This is a genomic window from Nostoc sp. (genome assembly GCF_036917275.1).
GTDB lineage: Bacteria > Cyanobacteriota > Cyanobacteriia > Cyanobacteriales > Nostocaceae > Nostoc.
Window position 1 is genome coordinate 17,627 of record NZ_JBALDF010000009.1, and the last position, 14,565, is coordinate 32,191.

Below are 14,565 nucleotides of genomic sequence, written 5' to 3' on the forward strand. Positions count from 1 at the left end.
CATTACGATGTAAAGTAAAATGCGATAAAAAAGTGTCTCTATGACCGGAACTACCGCGAAGTGGACAATAGATGAATATCACCGCATGATCGTGGCAGGTATCCTAGATGATCGGCGTATGGAACTTATTTACAGAGAATTTTAACAAGGCTTGCTCACTCTGCTTTCATCTTTAACCAACCAAATACCTGTTCTACTGTCAGTTCTAAATCAATACCATCTAGAACAGCCAAGCTATCTGCTTTGTGGCAAAATTCTGGTTGTTGATGTGGTTTAAATACGAGAACTGAGCGGTCATCGGAATCAATCAACCATCCAAGCTGACAACCATATTTTAGGTAGTGCAAGATATTACTTGTAACCCGATTGGAACTCTGATCTGGAGAGAGAATTTCAATTGTCCAGTTTGGAGCAATTAGCACATCATCTACAGGTTCTCCGTTATCGTTAAACTCAATTTGTTGCCAACGATTAACCGCCACATCTGGAACAATTGACCGACCACCAAAAGTACAACGTAACTCTGGAAAAGCATAAGCGATTTGCCTCTCCTCTGTGACTTCATTAATCCCATTAATCAACTTAGCCTGAAGTCGGGAGTGGCGGGTTTTCGGCATTGGTTTCTGGCTAATTTCACCATCAATATAAATACTTGCAGGCTTCGTTTCTGGTAACTTCAGAAACTCCTCTAGGGTTAGGGATGCGGATTTTGTAACACTCATGACTTCTGCTATTCCGAAAGTCCTGCATCTAGTTTATCAACGTTCGCTACTAGCTGAATGCAACAAGGCGATCCCTTATACATAGCACTAACTCAAAAGTACTCCACCAATAACTTCAAAGTACTGCTTTTGCAACAACTCCACAATAACTTGATGTTCGAGTTTACGAACGGTGAAACCATCCTTACTCAAATCTTTCTTGCGATTAAGGTTACGTTTATCTAGGGATTCACATCTTTTATAGTCTAGGGTAAGAGGTTGTTTGAAAAGTGGTTAACTGTGATTTTAATTGCGTTGTTACCCCCCTTAGTCCCCCCTTATAAAGGGGGGAGACAAGAAAAATCCGCTTTATAAGGGGAGGGGTAAAAAATATTTTATACATCATTATGGACTTTTCAAACATCCTCTAAGGCTTTCTTGCACCCCGGTTTAGATAAGTAACTCAATATCCTCCTCTTCCCAATCCCAAGCATCTTTTATACTAAATACTTTTGTAAGGATTCAAATTCACTTTAGCAGCCTGATTGCGCGAACAGCCCAACTAGATAGCAAAACACCTACTTTTACCCCTGTATCTTTGGGACTTATTGATTGCTCATCAGTGCGATCGCACCCGTATATGGTAATTTGGGGAAGTTCAGTTGATGAAGCAACTTGCAACCCAGGTTGCGATCGCCATCCAACAATCAGAACTTTACAAATAGCTATAAACACTCAACGCTGAATTAGAACACTGCCTTCAACAGCAGATTCAAGAGTTCGTTTTTAATGTTAGCTGACGCATTGGCATTGTCAGCTGACGCATTGGCATTGTTAGCTGACGCATTGGCATTGTCAGCAGACGCATTGGCATTGTCAGCAGACACATTGGCATTGTCAGCAGACACATTGGCATTGTCAGCAGACACATTGGTATTGTCAGCAGACGCGTTGGCATTGTCAGCAGACGCGTTGGCATTGGAGAATATTACCAAATTTAATTCGCTACAAATTTAACGAAATGCTGTACCAAGTAGTAATGTTAGAGATTCCTCAAACCAGCCTTTGGTAAAGAATTGTAATCCAAAATCCAAAATTCAAAACCCAAAATTAGTATGTGTCCCTGACTACGGTAGTCTAGATGAAAGTGAATTAATCGCTTACTGATATATTGTTATATGATTTCAGTTGTTTCTAGTCCCCCACGCACTATTCGCATTGGTTCACGCAAAAGCCAACTTGCTCTGGTTCAAACCTACTGGGTACAAGAGCAACTAGAGAATTGCTTTCCTGATATCACTTTTGAAGTCCACACCATGTCTACCCAAGGCGATAAAATCTTGGATGTAGCATTAGCTAAGATTGGTGATAAAGGACTTTTTACTAAAGAACTTGAAGTCGGAATGCTCAATCAGGAGATTGACTTTGCCGTTCATTCCCTCAAGGATCTGCCAACTCACTTACCAGAAGGCTTAACACTGGCAGCAATTACTGAACGGGAAAACCCAGCAGATGCATTAGTGGTGCATGAAAAGCACAAAGATAAACAAATCGATACTTTACCAGAAGGTGCAGTAATCGGTACATCTTCTCTACGGCGGTTAGCACAGTTACGCCACCATTTCCCCCACTTCACATTTAAAGATGTGCGGGGAAACTTGATTACACGGTTGGCAAAACTGGATGCAGGCGAATACGATGGTTTGATTTTGGCAGCAGCAGGGTTAGAGAGATTGGGAATGGGCGATCGCGTTCATCAAATTCTCCCCGCAAATATCTCCCTCCACGCTGTTGGACAAGGAGCTTTGGGGATAGAATGCCGGGCTGATGATAGTGAAGTGCTATCTCTACTCAAAGCGATCGAACATCCCCAAACACGCGATCGCTGTCTTGCCGAACGCTCTTTTCTACGCTCTTTAGAGGGCGGATGTCAAGTACCTATTGGTGTAAATACAGAAATATCTGGTGAGAATTTGACTTTAACAGGGATAGTTGCCAGTGTAGATGGTCAAAAGTTCGTAAAAGATACCGTCACAGGTATTGCCAACAATCCCGAAGGGCTAGGCATAGAACTAGCAGAACTGTTGCGTCAACAGGGAGCGCAAGAAATTTTATCAGAAATTTTTGCGGTGATTCAGCGCGGTTCCTAAGCAATTGGGCAAGCCGATGTGATTAGATAAGAATTGATCGCCGTTGCACTCTCATATGTGCCAGACGCAACATATCGCGTTGGTCGGGATCATAGAGTTAATTTGATAATCTCAGGGAAGCAAAAATTACCATGCGGATTCTATTTGTTGCAGCAGAGGCAGCACCCATTGCGAAAGTAGGAGGAATGGGTGATGTTGTCGGGGCATTACCCAAAGTCCTAAGGGAAATGGGGCATGATGTGCGGATATTCTTGCCTTACTACGGCTTCCTGCCAGACAAAATGGAAATTCCCTATGAACCAATCTGGTGGGGAGATGCGATGTTCCAGCACTTTGCAGTATACGAAAGTGTTCTGCCTGGTACTGATGTTCCCTTGTATTTATTCGGACATCCCGCCTTCATGCCCCGCCGTATTTATTCTGGAGATGATGAAGATTGGCGGTTCACTTTGTTTGCTAATGGTGCAGCCGAGTTTGCCTGGAATTACTGGAAGCCAGAAATTATCCATTGCCACGATTGGCACACAGGGATGATTCCCGTGTGGATGCACCAAGATCCTGATATCAGCACAGTGTTTACCATTCATAATCTGGCTTATCAAGGGCCGTGGCGTTGGTATTTAGAGAGAATTACTTGGTGTCCCTGGTATATGCAAGGACACAATGTAATGGCAGCGGCGGTGCAATTTGCCGATAAGGTAAATACAGTTTCGCCTACCTATGCTGAACAAATTAAGACACCTACTTACGGTGAAACATTAGAAGGTTTGCTGTCCTTCATTAGTGGGAAGTTATCTGGGATTATCAACGGTATTGATACCGAAGTTTATAATCCAGAAAATGACAAATATATTACCCAAACCTTCACTGCTGATAGTTTAGATAAACGCAAGGCCAACAAAATTGCTTTGCAAGAAGAACTAGGGTTAGAAGTCAACTCCAAAGCCTTTTTTATTGGGATTGTGACCCGATTAGTGGAACAAAAAGGCATTGATTTGATATTACAAATCCTTGAGCGCTTCCTATCTTATACAGATGCACAGTTTGTGCTGTTAGGAACAGGCGATCGCTACTATGAAACTCAGATGTGGCAATTAGCATCCCGTTTTCCCGGACGCATGGCAACTTATCTACTGTATAACGATGCCCTGTCTCGCCGCATCTACGCTGGTACTGATGCCTTCTTAATGCCTAGTCGTTTTGAACCTTGTGGTATCAGCCAAATGATGTCTTTGCGCTATGGTTCTGTACCCATTGTCCGCCGCACAGGTGGATTAGTTGACACTGTAACGCATCACGACCCCGAAAATGCCGCAGGTACAGGTTATTGCTTTGACCGCTATGAACCGTTAGACCTTTTCACCTGTATGATCAGGGCTTGGGAAGGCTTCCGTTTCAAACCGCAATGGCAAGAACTACAGAAACGGGGCATGAGTGAAAACTTTAGTTGGTATCAATCTGCCAAAGAGTACGTGAAGTTGTACAGGTCTATTTACGGTTTGCCAGAAGAAGAGGAGACACCAGAACCTGAGTTAGTTTTAAACGAAGCAGTCACTAGTAGCAAGTCCTAAACTGCCAGGGGCGTACATCTGTATGCCTCTACTCCCATCACTGATAAGTTAACGTAACGTGACTTCGACAAACCTCTCCCTGCCTTGAACTAAAGTTCAAGTCTGTCCCTCTCCGAGTCGGAGAGGGACAGGTTTTGCGTACTAAAACCAGGCAGAAGTCTTTTGATTTTACTAATTAGGCGGACACCATCTAAGGAACGTGGATTAAATAAAATGCAAAAGTTCATCCTCTATCTTGCTTCCCTCTCCTTTATAAGGAGAGGGATTGAGGGTGAGGTAAGTCGGGGACATAAATTGTATGTTATTTAATTCTTATTCCTAACCCGTCGAACTCACGTTAATCCCCTAAGAGCTTGCAAAGCTACGGTGTACACACAAGTCTTTTGACCTGCAATGGCATTGTATTGATTAACAATGCCATTGTGTTGAATAACAATGCTATTGTATTGACTGACAATGCTATTGTATTGACTAACAATGCTATTGTGTTGACTAACAATGCTATTGTATTGACTGACAATGCCATTGTATTGACTAACAATGCTATTGTATTGACTAACAATGCTATTGTGTTGACTAACAATGCCAAGGTATCGACAATTATAGCAACAGCCAAGGTGGTTAGGACATTAACAGATGATAAAACTTAGACACAAAAAGGCTTTTCACCCAGTCCCCATTCCCTAGTCCCCAGTCCCCAGTCCCTTGCTATATCTAGACTTGATAGAACTCCTAACTTCTAACTCCTAACTATTGAGTAGTCGTCGCTTTCGCCTTAATTAACCAGTCAGCATCGTGAGCGCAAATTTCCCGATCAGACGAGTCTCCTAAGCGATCCAGCGCCAATAAACAAGCATATTTCAAGTCCCAAATCGGCGTATTGAGGCAAGTTTTGAGTTCAATAATTGCTCGTGAATCACCTAATTCACCAAGAGCGATCGCACAAGCAGCACGAGATTTCTGAAACTGGGGTTCGCGATTGTACAGGTTTTCTACTAACAAATCGTAGGCGGGAGCATATTTCAGCCAGCCGAAAAGTTTCATCACATGATAATGAGCGCCATAATCGTTATATGCCTTGTCCGAATAAGTTGCTAGAAGTGCTGCTGGTGCTTCTTGTGCATAGATATCCAGTAAGGTTTTTGTTGCTAAATAACACCGTCCAAAATCGGTTTCGTAGAGTTCATTAATGACAAAATCTAGTACAGGGGTAGCGTCATACTCATGTACTAAATCAAGATCGTTGGGATGATCGTAGAGTACTTGCTCTAGATAAGGTTGAATTTCTGTAAAGGTAATTTCACCACTGGGGACGCCTGCATCCAAAAGTATCCGCAATCCTCGCAACCGAAACACCAGAGATACAGGACAACGGGCAATTTCTGGGATTGCTTTGTAGTAGTGTGAATCAATCAGGTCTTGAATGCAACCGCGCCGGGCATTGATGCTAGAACTTTGCAGCAGCGCCATCACCTCAGTGATTCGGGAGTAATCACCTGTGAACCGACAAACTGTAGCGATCGCTGCACTACGGATAGGTTCATCCTCAGCTTGGGTAAATTTCCGAACACGTTCTAGGGATGCTTGATAGTTAGCGTTAGCTAGGGTGTGAATAATCACTCGATAGATTTGACCTGGTTTATCGAGCAGTTGCGCCATTTCTTCGAGAATTTCTGGATCTTTAGTCCCGATTTCCCCGATCGCCCACACGGTATTTTCAACAGTATAAATATCATCATCTTTAAGACACTGCCGAATTACAGGTAAAGCTGATTCTGCCTGCAATCGCCCCAGACTTTCTACAGCCTTGCGTCGGACAATCCGGTGGTCTAATTCCTTGGGGTTACTGGTTTCAATTGCCCGTACCAAAGCCGCGATCGATTGCTCAGTCGGGAAGTTAATTAAATGGGAAACAGCAATATACTTATCAGAAGCGTCTTCGAGTTGTTCTAATGGTGTATCGATAATTGCGATCGCTTGTTCTTCTGTTAGCCCAAACATTTTAAAAAAACGTTTATCCATTGATTTATAAATGGCTTTTGGATAATTGCTCAAAGGTCACGTTTACTATCGTACTAGGGACTGGGGACTGGAAAATAGTGGTAAATAATGTTTATAAATTGAAATATCAAAAAATGCAGTTGCTTTTCATTGGAGTTGAGACTAAATGCGAGAGATTGGAAGATAAAGCCTACAGACTTACGGAGCAAAAAAATACACTTTATAATGATAAATGAAAATGTCATTAAAAATTAAAAGTACTCAGTTTAACATAGCTGATAACTTTATAGTTTTATTGTTCTTGTAGCCGAAAAACTTCGGAAATCAACATGGCGAATGCTCCCGAATTATCATATTTAGCTGTCAGTCTTCTATACTCATTTTTTGTAACCAACTTACCACATACTATCTCAAACTCTTCTCCAACATTCACCTTTTCAGGTACATTCACAGCAATATCATCTGGCAGAGATATCGTCTTATTTTTTTGTTCTGTTGGCTCTAACACAAGCTCTTGATTTTCTGCTGAAGCCGATACTTGTAAATCACTATTCATATACTCTTTTTGTCCGCTCCACTTTCCAGAATACTTTTCTATTTCGGACTTGGCTGATCTATTGTAAAAGCTATTTAAATGCTCGTTAATTATCGTAATTCTCTCTAAATTGCCACTCTCAGCATAGATACTAGCTACACTAGTTCGCCAATCTTGATATCGGAAAAATAACTCTGTAGCAAATTTTTTTCCAGCTTCCAGTTTTTTTGATACCCAGGCACTCTTACCCTCACCAAAGGACACTGCCCTCATCGATAAAAATGTTGGGTATATGACTCCATCAGGTTGACTACAAGTTTGCTTTTCAATCTGCCAGGTTTTTTCTGATTCCGTTCCATCAGAGTAACTGTATTTATTAGTTTGAGTAATCAATGTTTTCTCTTCATTAGCTTGAATTTTTCTGACAGATTTAAATGAATTCAGAACTTCTTTATTTAGAGAATATATCGTCCATATTCCGTGCCAAGCACTACCTTCTGTCGTGATAGCTCCAAATAAATTTTCCCAGTTTTTATCTTGTGAATTCATCGTTTTTCTGATTGATAAGTTGAAAAAAGCTTTTTAGTATTCCTATTATACGATGGCTACAGGTGTTAGATATTCCTTCGCTCTCATTGGGGGTGTGGTGGACTGCGATCGCCCTTTAGTCAAAAAATCTAACCACTCCCGCTACTCTTCTAGACCACAACAGCAACCGGGGTAGATCAGTTCATCAGCAGTAGACCTGACTTGAAGACCTCCTGGCAAAATCAGTGTCTCGGACTCAATAACTTGATACAGAACTTCGTAGGCATCGCTCTCACTGTCTAAATCGTTGTACTTTACCAGTTGGGCAAATATTAAACCAACCTCAAAATCCGTCATCTCACCATATAACTGAATGCGCGAGAATGGTTTATGATCTGCAACGAACCACGGACATAATGGCTCACCCTCATACCACGAAGCTTCTATAACAGCTTGAAGACAAGGATTGGTAATCATCACGACTTTTCCTGTTGCACTGTGCTAGACCATGCAAGCGCGATGTCTACGACGGGCGTAGCTGCGGCACTTTCATTCAAAAAAGCCTAAAAGACTTATCCTAAGTTGGATCGAAGTTTATAATTTGGTTCAACTTTTGAAGATTTCCGTCAAAAAGCTTTACCAGTGGTAACGCGATCTGAGAAGATCGGAATATATGCATTTGTCAGCTATTAGTCAGTAGCCTCTTGCCAATTGCTCGATTGTATGTAACAGCTAAGTGCTGGTTTTTAGCGAGTAACCAAATACAAACGATAATCGAACACTGACTACACATCATTATATAAACACGCATTTAGGAAACAAAAGTTATGGATGAAGCCTCAGATTTAACAACAACTGATAACCAAACTGCTCAAGATGTAGCAGAAGTGATTGCAGAACTTGAGCAGTATCGGGAACGTCTAGTTCAAGAAACTACAGAAACAGCAAAACGGGCTAAGTTGATGAGAGTAAATGTTATGGCAAAACTAGAGCCTGAGCTTGCCAAGATTGATTCTGCCCTGCAAGAACTCCGTAATCAGCAAGCAGCCCTGAGCGTCAGCAACTAGTAATCCATCTTGATAATTTAAGCTATAAGCCATATGCTCAACTCCAAAACTCAATCCGGGGAAGATTCGTTAAATCTGTCTCAGGCAGAAACTGATGCTTTATTTGCAGTGGTGAGTGAGCAATTAGGCTTAAACACCTTCAATCCTGATGACCAAGACCTACTCAAGCAGATGATTGAGAGTATGGGAGACTCACGGGGGATGGTTAGGTTGAGTTTTGCAGAGGCATTGGGTAAAATCGGTAAACCAGCGGCCCCTTTATTGATGGAAGCTGTAGCAAATCACCCAAACCCAGTTGTACGCAGAGCTAGCACCAAAACCTTGACACTAATCGCTGACCCGATCGCAATTCCAACTTTGGTCAAGGCTCTGTTAAATGATGAAGATACAGTGGTCAAAGCCTCATCGGTGGGAGCGCTAGCCAAGATAGGTAAGGCCGCTGTGCCAGCATTACTAAAAATATTAGCGTCAAGCGAGTATCCAGAAAGTGCCAAAGGATATGCAGTATGGGCGTTAGGATTTATTGGAGCAGAGGCGAAGGAATATTTATATCAAGAGATTAACTCAGACTCGCCTGAAGTTCGCGCTGCGGTGGTGGGTGCGATCGCTAAAATAGCTGAAGAAGGTACTGAAGAAGGAGCATTTAATATTTTAGTTAATGCCCTTACCGATCAATCTGCAATTGTCCGGTGTGAAGCAGCTGCTGCTTTGGGCAGCCTGACCTATCGGCCAGCGATTCCTAACCTCATTGAGTTACTGGATCATGCCGATTGGGAAACTCGAAAAGCGGTAGCCCTGGCATTGATGAAGATTGGCGATGGGGCTGCCTTAGAACCCCTGCAAGCCGCATTGACCAAGGAAGGGGAAGCGGGGGTTCAGGCAGTGTTCAAGTTGGCGATTTCTCAAATTAAGAGACAGTTAGAGGAAGATGCTTGGGAATAGAGCGATGCACATTTACTATCACTTTTATCTAGAAATCAACCCAGTATTGCAATTAGTGGTAAGACAACTTATCATCAACTGCCCTGATCAAGGCACTACAAACCAAATTTATTTATAGAGCAAAGCAATTAAATTAATCACATTGCAACTAGCACCCATTTTGGCAGAACAAAGTAACTTGCAGCGATCGCGTTGCTTCCGTCAAAACGCAACCTGTAATGTTTAACTCAACCAAAGTTGATCAGAGCAATTATGGCTGGAGTAAATTGAAAATACTATCATTAATAGTTTGAGACTTTGAAGATAGCTTTCAATTAACTTAGTCCCTCAATTGACTGAAATCCCTGTATTTTAATTAAAAACTTATTAAGTAAGTTGCCACAATAAAATCAAGCTATGTGAAGAAAAGTAAACAAAGCTAAAACCCTTTTCCTCCTGCCTTATTCCAACGATAATTATTTATGCCGACCTACTTATCTATAAATTATCTTTGTTAAAAAAAGCTGACAATTATTTGCAATTGATTACTCATCCCTTGTAAGATTTATTCTCAAGTGGCTGATTATTAATTTCAGGAACTAACAGCTATTTGCTGCAATGTTTAGAGAAAGTGGTAAGTGGAGAGTAAGTGTAGGGGTGTATTTTTTGTCGATTCACGAGCAGGCGATCTGGACAACTCCTTTGAAGTGTCAAGCTATGCCCGTGTTAATGCGGCTACTACACTGCTGACAAATTTAGAGCCGCAATTGCCAGCATCTTTTATAAAAGAAATAACTGGCGGGCGGGAATTAACTTCAAAAATATTTTTAATGTGGACTACATTGAGAATAGCTACAGCAGAGACCAAGCCACTCCTGGCGCTCCTTTTGCTGTTCTGGGGACATTTTCAATTGAATTTTGATTTTCCTGACTACGATTGATTAAGGTAGTTGTATTTAAGAGCGATCGCTACCCTCTGTTATAATTAATTACCTGATCTAATCGTGGTAAGGCACTCACTGCTGACTCTCGGACATATGGATCGACAGATTCATCATTTGTCAATGCCCTTAACACTTCCACTCCCCGGATATCACCCATCGAACCGAGTGCATTGACGATAGCTACAGCCACCGCAACATTATCCGTTGTTTTTAGAGCCTCAGTTAAAATTTCAAAGGCAGGGGAACCAATCTCACCTAGAGCCATCACAGATGCAATATAAACAACGCCATTCGGGTCATTAAGCGCTGTTTTTAATCCCTGTAAGCCCTCAGTTGGGAAGGGTACGTCTGGATGGTTGGCGGCGACCTGTGCCAGGGACTTAGCACAACTGCCGCGAATGGTTGCATTATCGCTGTTCACTAATGACTCTACTAGTGATGGTACAGCATCTATACCAATCGCACCTAGCGCCTTTACCGCAGCTCGACGGTAGGTTACATCTTCTTCATCCAAAATACTCATCAGCCGAGGAATAGTATTTTCATCACGGACATCAGCCAGTTCCCACATGGCTCGTTCCCGCAGATTGGGGTTGGGGTGTTTCAATTGTTCAAATAGAGAATCTATTGTCATAGGAGAAAACTTCGTTGTTTAAATTTCCTAAGTTCAAGATAGAGATAAATGATAAATATTAATTACAACTGAGGGACTCCAAGTCGATTACTCAACCTAATTTAGGCAAAGGAACAGACTGAGAGTCCCTAGTTCTAGAGTATAACGATCGCTCGTCTGCGTCTAGTCAATCCTATTACTATGACAGGGAGTTGATTACGTAGTCGAGGAGATTGCGGAACTCAACCAATGCTTGAGGAGAAAAATCACGAGGAGCGCAAGCGCGATCGCGAGTGTAAGTCAGCGCGGTAACATAAGGAGCAGTGGGCAGATTCAAAGAGCGATACACTTCACGAGCACCTGCAATACCCCACTCATCCAAAGGCCCAGTACCACCCACAACTAAGCTGTAGTTGATTAGGCGCAGGTAATGCTTGATGTCGCGGAGGCACTTATCTTTTTTAACTTGGGTGTCGCCAGCTTCACCGTCTTGGTTCAAGAAAGGATATTTCTTAAAGGCTGCATCATAACCCTCTTTAGCTACAGCATCGATACCAGAAGCCAGCTTTTCAGCAGCTTCTAGACGAGCGTTAGCACGTTGAATGCTACCTTGGACAGATTCTAAATCAGAGGTGCTTGGGAAACGACCTGCTGCATCAGCAGATGTAATAACTGTGGTGATAACTGATTTCATTATTTTTTATACTCCAAATGGGATTTGATCGGGTTTGAATTTCAGTTCGTTTGGCTAATAGCCGTTAGCCATGAGCTATTAGCTCAGAGCAGAAATAATGCGATCAAAGTAGCTAGCAGCTTCAGCAGCTAGAGCAGAGCAGTCGCCTTGAATTACTTCTTGCTTGCGGAATCTTTTACCAGCGTTAGCTTCAGTGTTGGTGTTGGTGATGTGAGCGACGCTGATCGCCTTCAGAAGCTGTACAGCACGTACAGAAGATCCGGTAGGGACACCCAAAGCTGTGTAGGTTTCTTTCAGCCCATTCAGAGCACGATCATCCAAAACAGAAGAATCACCAGCCAATAGCGCATAGGTTACGTAGCGCAGCATGATTTCGGCATCACGTAGGCAAGCAGCATGGCGACGAGTTGGGTACAGGTTACCACCAGCTTGAATTAAACCTTGGTTTTCACAGGCAATCCCAGCAATGGCATCAGAAACAGCACAGCTAGAGTTGCTAGCGATCGCGTTTACAGCATCAAGGCGCTTGTTGCCATCAGCAATGAAAGACTTGAGGGCTGCTAAATCAGCACCACCGATAGGAGCAGTTTTGGCGTCTGCTGTAATTACAGCTTTAGAAAAAGCATCAAGAACCATGAGTTCTCCTTAATATTCACAAATGGCGGATATTATTTCTGGCCTGTTCTCGATCAGATTAACTGCGAGTAGCCAATGAAAAACATAGGGGATCAATAGTACCCTAGTCTTTACTATGAGAGACAAAGTAATAATCTGTAATATTTACCTGTAATTCGGCTAGTCTGACATAAAAAATCAAATTTAGCCTAAATGGGCATTGGGGAGCCAGCGTCGCGGTAGCGATAGCGAGTCATCTCCCTACAGTCCTTCCCTAACGGGACGCCTTGCGGCGAAGGGGCATCCTACAGCAGGCGTTAGCCTCTCACGAATAGGAGAAAGTGAGACGCCAAGACCGCAGTGGCTCCCCAGGAGGAACTGCCGTGTATGGTTTTCCGACTTGTTCCGCGCAGCGTCTCCCTTAGGAGAGGCGACTGGCGTCATTGGACAAAAAAATAAGACTTACGCATTTTAATGAAACTCTACCATTGCGTAAGTCTTAAGGAAAAAATCTTGTTTTTTACTTGATTAAGCTTGTTTTAGGAGATGTTTGACCAAATTATCTTTCACCATCATCTGCCGTAAAACTTCTAACAAAAATTCCTGAGCCTCTTCTTGATTCAAATTCTTTACCTGGTCTTTCAAATTTTGTAAGCGAAACTGTTGCTCTAAGGTTAATTCGACTGGGAAGTCCATGAGCCATTCCTCTGATTTACTGAATCGAAGGGTATTTGTTGTTACTGCTAGTGTGAACGCATAGGTCGTCGTAAACATCGCTTTCCACTATTTTAGCACTGAGATATTAAAATTTCCATATTGTCAAGTCATAACAAATCAAGCTCATAAAAATTTACAATTAGTTAACAACACGTTTGCCTCTCGTTTTGTAGGGAGTTTATTGAAGCTGACCACTAATCGCTATAAAGTTTAGAATGTTTATATACCAACAACTCTAAAAAGAAAAAACCTGTAAAACATCATCCGCAGGAGTAATAAGTAGGAGTCAGAAGATTGATAGACGCAATGGAATTTTTTCAGCTAAGTGCTGGTAATTGGCGATCGCAACGGGCAACTCATCACCTAGCTTTCAAGCGATCAGAGACGGGAGAATCGGATATACAGGTAGAAACTCTGGATGCCAATCATCCAGAAATCATTGAACTGTGCCAGTATCATCAGATTGACCCCAGCCTATCAGTAGGGGGATCACGGGTGCGTTGGCTAGGCACAATGGCTTGGGATAGAGAGGGTGAGGAGAACCATCAGGGGAAAACCATATTTGCGATCGTGCCTGATGGGGATAACCCAAGGATTGGCAAATTACTCCGCGAAAGAGGCTATGCCGAAATTATGCCTGTAGTCGGTCTTTTTCACATGGATGATGAAGATGGACTAGTGTTGACAACCGAATACGAAACAATGAGTTCCATTGAGAGATTCTGGTTCGCCAGCCCAAATACGCGGCTGCGAACTAGTACGGTAAAACGGTTTGGCGGCTTTAGCACTGCATCGTTTTGTACTGAAACCCGCATTGAAACTTCTGTTGAGGTTTCCAACACAGAACAGGTAATAGAAAGACTTGGGGAGGATATTCTGGAAAAAAGAGAGTTTTATTCAGTTTTGGGCTGGTGAATGATTTTTAAAGGAACTGATGCTTTTACTCGTGGGCGAGATTATCTGCATCGGATACAGGGACTTGCTCTAGAACCGGGTATGGTAGATGTCTTTGATAACCTGCGCGATCGCATCCCCATTTGCACTTGGATCGGTGAGAATATTAACACCGTTAACGCTCAGATCAACACCTACCTAGAAGTTTGTCATGAGTGCTTTCACCCCCAAGAGCGTCGCCATATCCAAATTTTTGCAGTCCCCATAGCTCAATCCTTCGGCATAGACGGGCTGTGCAACATTTTCACAAACCCAATCACTATTCTGGTAGATGTCGGTCGAGTTGCACCTATAGACTGGTTTGGTGTAGTCGTCCATGAGTACGCCCATGCTCATCTAGGAGACTTTGGTCATAATCAGCAGTTTGCTAGCATCCTATCTCATTTATGTTTAGGACTGGGATTGGAACCACCCTACTGGGATGTAGGGATGGAAGCAACTTTGCGTAGCTGGCCTTACTGTAAGTCAACTATAGATCCCTTAGAATTTTGGATAGGTCACCGAAGCAGATAGGGGATATAGATGAGGGAGAATAACTAATACGATGCTCCATA

18 protein-coding genes are annotated in these 14,565 nt (G+C 42.6%); 8 read left to right on the forward strand and 10 right to left on the reverse strand.

Features of this window, described 5'->3' with window-relative positions; all coding sequences use genetic code 11:
• Nucleotides 1-155 precede the first annotated feature (155 nt).
• Nucleotides 156-722, reverse strand: coding sequence for a Uma2 family endonuclease (locus V7K35_RS03530; RefSeq protein ID WP_335076452.1), 567 nt, complete (start codon nucleotides 720-722; stop codon nucleotides 156-158).
• Between the two features lie 507 nt (nucleotides 723-1,229).
• Entirely contained in the window at nucleotides 1,230-1,436 is a 207-nt protein-coding gene (locus V7K35_RS03535; protein WP_335076454.1) for a hypothetical protein, read from the reverse strand.
• Between the two features lie 54 nt (nucleotides 1,437-1,490).
• Between V7K35_RS03535 and V7K35_RS03540 the strand changes: the two genes are divergently transcribed.
• The 3 genes from V7K35_RS03540 (at nucleotide 1,491) to glgA (ending at nucleotide 4,422) form a co-directional block, all read left to right on the forward strand.
• Nucleotides 1,491-1,718, forward strand: a complete 228-nt coding sequence (locus V7K35_RS03540; protein WP_335076456.1) for a hypothetical protein — start codon at nucleotides 1,491-1,493, stop codon at nucleotides 1,716-1,718.
• Nucleotides 1,719-1,879: 161 nt separating this feature from the next.
• Entirely contained in the window at nucleotides 1,880-2,851 is a 972-nt protein-coding gene (gene hemC / locus V7K35_RS03545; protein WP_335076458.1) for a hydroxymethylbilane synthase, read from the forward strand.
• A 131-nt stretch (nucleotides 2,852-2,982) separates the two neighbouring features.
• Nucleotides 2,983-4,422 (forward strand): glycogen synthase GlgA, encoded by a 1,440-nt coding sequence (gene glgA, locus V7K35_RS03550; RefSeq protein ID WP_335076460.1) that lies wholly within the window; start codon nucleotides 2,983-2,985, stop codon nucleotides 4,420-4,422.
• 361 nt (nucleotides 4,423-4,783) lie between these two features.
• Here glgA and V7K35_RS03555 read toward each other — a convergent pair whose 3' ends face one another.
• The 4 genes from V7K35_RS03555 to V7K35_RS03570 form a co-directional block, all read right to left on the reverse strand.
• On the reverse strand, nucleotides 4,784-5,038 hold the full coding sequence (locus tag V7K35_RS03555) for a hypothetical protein (RefSeq protein WP_335076462.1): 255 nt from the start codon (nucleotides 5,036-5,038) through the stop codon (nucleotides 4,784-4,786).
• Between the two features lie 134 nt (nucleotides 5,039-5,172).
• Nucleotides 5,173-6,444 (reverse strand): HEAT repeat domain-containing protein, encoded by a 1,272-nt coding sequence (locus V7K35_RS03560; protein ID WP_335076464.1) that lies wholly within the window; start codon nucleotides 6,442-6,444, stop codon nucleotides 5,173-5,175.
• Nucleotides 6,445-6,715: 271 nt separating this feature from the next.
• On the reverse strand, nucleotides 6,716-7,507 hold the full coding sequence (locus V7K35_RS03565) for a DUF3598 family protein (protein ID WP_335076466.1): 792 nt from the start codon (nucleotides 7,505-7,507) through the stop codon (nucleotides 6,716-6,718).
• Between the two features lie 141 nt (nucleotides 7,508-7,648).
• Entirely contained in the window at nucleotides 7,649-7,963 is a 315-nt protein-coding gene (locus V7K35_RS03570) for a hypothetical protein (RefSeq protein WP_335076468.1), read from the reverse strand.
• A gap of 350 nt (nucleotides 7,964-8,313) precedes the next feature.
• On the opposite strand from V7K35_RS03570, the gene V7K35_RS03575 reads away from it, so the two are divergent.
• The 3 genes from V7K35_RS03575 (at nucleotide 8,314) to V7K35_RS03585 (ending at nucleotide 10,415) form a co-directional block, all read left to right on the forward strand.
• Entirely contained in the window at nucleotides 8,314-8,553 is a 240-nt protein-coding gene (locus V7K35_RS03575; protein ID WP_335076470.1) for a hypothetical protein, read from the forward strand.
• A gap of 33 nt (nucleotides 8,554-8,586) precedes the next feature.
• Nucleotides 8,587-9,495, forward strand: coding sequence for a HEAT repeat domain-containing protein (locus V7K35_RS03580; RefSeq protein ID WP_335076471.1), 909 nt, complete (start codon nucleotides 8,587-8,589; stop codon nucleotides 9,493-9,495).
• 617 nt (nucleotides 9,496-10,112) lie between these two features.
• Nucleotides 10,113-10,415, forward strand: coding sequence for a hypothetical protein (locus tag V7K35_RS03585; protein ID WP_335076473.1), 303 nt, complete (start codon nucleotides 10,113-10,115; stop codon nucleotides 10,413-10,415).
• A gap of 28 nt (nucleotides 10,416-10,443) precedes the next feature.
• Here V7K35_RS03585 and V7K35_RS03590 read toward each other — a convergent pair whose 3' ends face one another.
• From V7K35_RS03590 to V7K35_RS03605, 4 genes are all read right to left on the reverse strand, one after another.
• A complete protein-coding gene (locus V7K35_RS03590; RefSeq protein WP_334795384.1) occupies nucleotides 10,444-11,052 on the reverse strand; it encodes a HEAT repeat domain-containing protein in 609 nt (202 codons plus the stop codon).
• 178 nt (nucleotides 11,053-11,230) lie between these two features.
• Nucleotides 11,231-11,725, reverse strand: coding sequence for a bleomycin hydrolase (locus V7K35_RS03595; protein ID WP_298919631.1), 495 nt, complete (start codon nucleotides 11,723-11,725; stop codon nucleotides 11,231-11,233).
• Between the two features lie 78 nt (nucleotides 11,726-11,803).
• Nucleotides 11,804-12,361, reverse strand: coding sequence for a bleomycin hydrolase (locus V7K35_RS03600; protein WP_273763924.1), 558 nt, complete (start codon nucleotides 12,359-12,361; stop codon nucleotides 11,804-11,806).
• A 507-nt stretch (nucleotides 12,362-12,868) separates the two neighbouring features.
• Nucleotides 12,869-13,114 (reverse strand): NblA/ycf18 family protein, encoded by a 246-nt coding sequence (locus tag V7K35_RS03605; RefSeq protein ID WP_335076475.1) that lies wholly within the window; start codon nucleotides 13,112-13,114, stop codon nucleotides 12,869-12,871.
• A 240-nt stretch (nucleotides 13,115-13,354) separates the two neighbouring features.
• On the opposite strand from V7K35_RS03605, the gene V7K35_RS03610 reads away from it, so the two are divergent.
• A complete protein-coding gene (locus V7K35_RS03610) occupies nucleotides 13,355-13,972 on the forward strand; it encodes a phycobiliprotein lyase (protein ID WP_298919775.1) in 618 nt (205 codons plus the stop codon).
• On the forward strand, nucleotides 13,973-14,524 hold the full coding sequence (locus V7K35_RS03615) for a hypothetical protein (protein WP_335076477.1): 552 nt from the start codon (nucleotides 13,973-13,975) through the stop codon (nucleotides 14,522-14,524).
• The last annotated feature ends 41 nt before the right edge of the window (nucleotides 14,525-14,565 follow it).